2 protein-coding genes and 1 pseudogene are annotated in these 1,931 nt (G+C 69.1%); all 3 read right to left on the bottom strand.

Going from position 1 to position 1,931, the window contains the following annotated elements:
- The coding region (locus ACFTZB_RS45355; protein ID WP_378442513.1) for a glycosyltransferase family 2 protein at positions 1–567 on the bottom strand (567 nt) is incomplete at its 3' end.
- Positions 564–1,514 carry a glycosyltransferase family 2 protein gene (locus tag ACFTZB_RS45350; RefSeq protein ID WP_378442511.1) on the bottom strand — a complete coding sequence of 317 codons (951 nt, stop codon included), beginning with the start codon at positions 1,512–1,514 and terminating at the stop codon, positions 564–566. The genes ACFTZB_RS45350 and ACFTZB_RS45355, both read right to left, overlap by 4 nt.
- 6 nt (positions 1,515–1,520) lie before the next feature.
- Positions 1,521–1,931 (bottom strand): annotated as a pseudogene (locus tag ACFTZB_RS45345) (glycosyltransferase family 2 protein); the annotation flags it as partial.

The following is a 1,931-nucleotide window of genomic DNA, read 5'->3' as shown; positions in this document are numbered from 1 at the left end:
GAACGCGCCGAGCTCGGGGGTCGCCGCGCGGACGCCCGCATTGCGCGCCCGGGACAGTCCGGGCCGGGGCTCGGTCACGACGCGCACCCGGGGGTCACCGAGTTCGGCGACGTAGCGTTGCGTCGCATCCGTGCGGGATGCGTTGTCGACCACGATCACCTCGTAGCCGGGATGGTCGAGCGACAGGATCGAGTCGAGGGCGATCCTCAGGCTGTCGACCCGGTCGCGGGTACACACCACGACGGTGACCGTAGGACCGGATGCGTCGGCGTCGACGACGCTGTCGGCGACTGTCGCCGGCACGAGCCCGTCCAGTGCGTGCCGCAGGGCGGCGGTCTCGAGCCTGCCGTCCTCGACGTCCACCTCGACGAATCCCAGCAGGGTGCGATCTGCTCGCACCAGCAGCCGGGCGCGCCGATACCCCTCGGCCCGGGCCAGCCGGTATTCGGTGTCCTCCCGGACAGGTCCACGGAGCTCGCCGACCCAGACGGCGCCGTCCCATGTCGGCGCGTGATCGCTCCCGAGAGCCGGCACCAGGTCGATCCTGCGATCGAGCGTTCCGGTCATGCCGTCACCCGCTTCGATCGCAGACCGACGAGGCCTCGGACGTATCCGGCTGCGGTCACCGTGAACCCCGCGATCACGGCACCCGCTCGGACCAGTCCGCCGTGCCGCGGGGACGCGATCCCCGTGACGACGGCTCGCGGGAGGACACGTGCCGTGTACGCCCGTTCGCTGCTGAGCGCGTCGCCGGCCCCCACGAGATCGGAAACCAGCGCTTTCGACACGCCCTCGTGGAAGCAGCGCGAGAGGAAGTAGCGGAACGTGGTGCGGTCGTCGCTGACGCGGTGCACCACCTTCATCGCGGGGTCGAACAGCAACCGTGCGGTGGGCTGGTGGGTTCGGATCCGGATGCAGAGTTCGGTCTCCTCGCACCCGACCGGCGTCTTCCCGACCCTGCCGATTCCGTCACTGAACCCGTCGACGGTGTCGAAGACCGTGCGCCGCAGAGACATGTTGCAGCCGATGAAGTTCCGCACCGGTTCGATGCGCGTCGGCTGGCCGACGTAGCTGCAACCGACCACCCAGTCGAACTCGGCGGGCATCCACACGGGGCGGTCGGCCGGCCACGCCGGACTCGCGAATCCGCCGACACCGAGTACGTCGGGGTCGGAATAGTGGGCGGCGGACACGCGGTACCAGTCGGATTCGGCGCGGGCGTCGTCGTCGAGGAACGCGATCATGTCGCCGCGCGCCGCGCGCACGCCCGTGTTGCGGGCCCCGGACAGGCCCCTCGACTCGGAGTTGCGGAGCACGGTCACACGAGGTTCCGCTGCGAAGTGCCGTTCGGCACGGGAGAACAACTCCTCCGAGTGGTCGATCACCAGCAGCACCTCGAGGACCGGCACACTCTGGGTGAGCACCGAGTCGACCGCGGCGCACAGATCGCTCCACCGTTCGGTGGTGTAGGCGCAGATGACGACGGAGCAGGACACGAGCGTGGACACCGTCATGGTCGCTCAGCCCTGCGGGACGGGCGCCGGGGACAGGTGCGTTGCGGTCGTGCGCTGTTCGCTCCGGATCGTGCGCAACACACGAAGTCCGTCCCGCACCGCGTTCAGGTTGCTCTCGCCGTGGATGCGATCCTGCTCGAAACTCGGCACCTCGGTGATCTTCAGGCCCGCGTTCGCGACCCGTACGTTGATGAGGGTCTCGATCTCGAACCCGTCGCCCCACTGCGCCTCGGTCGCCTCCACCGCGGGCAGTGCCATCACCGGGACGTGGTGGCGCCAGAATGCGTTGTAGCCGTAGCACAAGTCGCTGAACGCGGCCCCGAACTTGAGGTTGACGATGGCGTTCAACGCCTTGTTTCCGAGCTTCCGGCCGAAGGTGATGTCCGAGCTGCCGCCGCCGTCGGCGAAACGGGTTCC

The sequence above is a fragment of the Rhodococcus sp. NPDC057014 genome (assembly GCF_042673295.1).
Lineage (GTDB): Bacteria > Actinomycetota > Actinomycetes > Mycobacteriales > Mycobacteriaceae > Rhodococcus_F.
The sequence above is the reverse complement of the archived record's forward strand: the minus strand, read 5'-3'. Positions and strand labels throughout refer to the sequence as shown.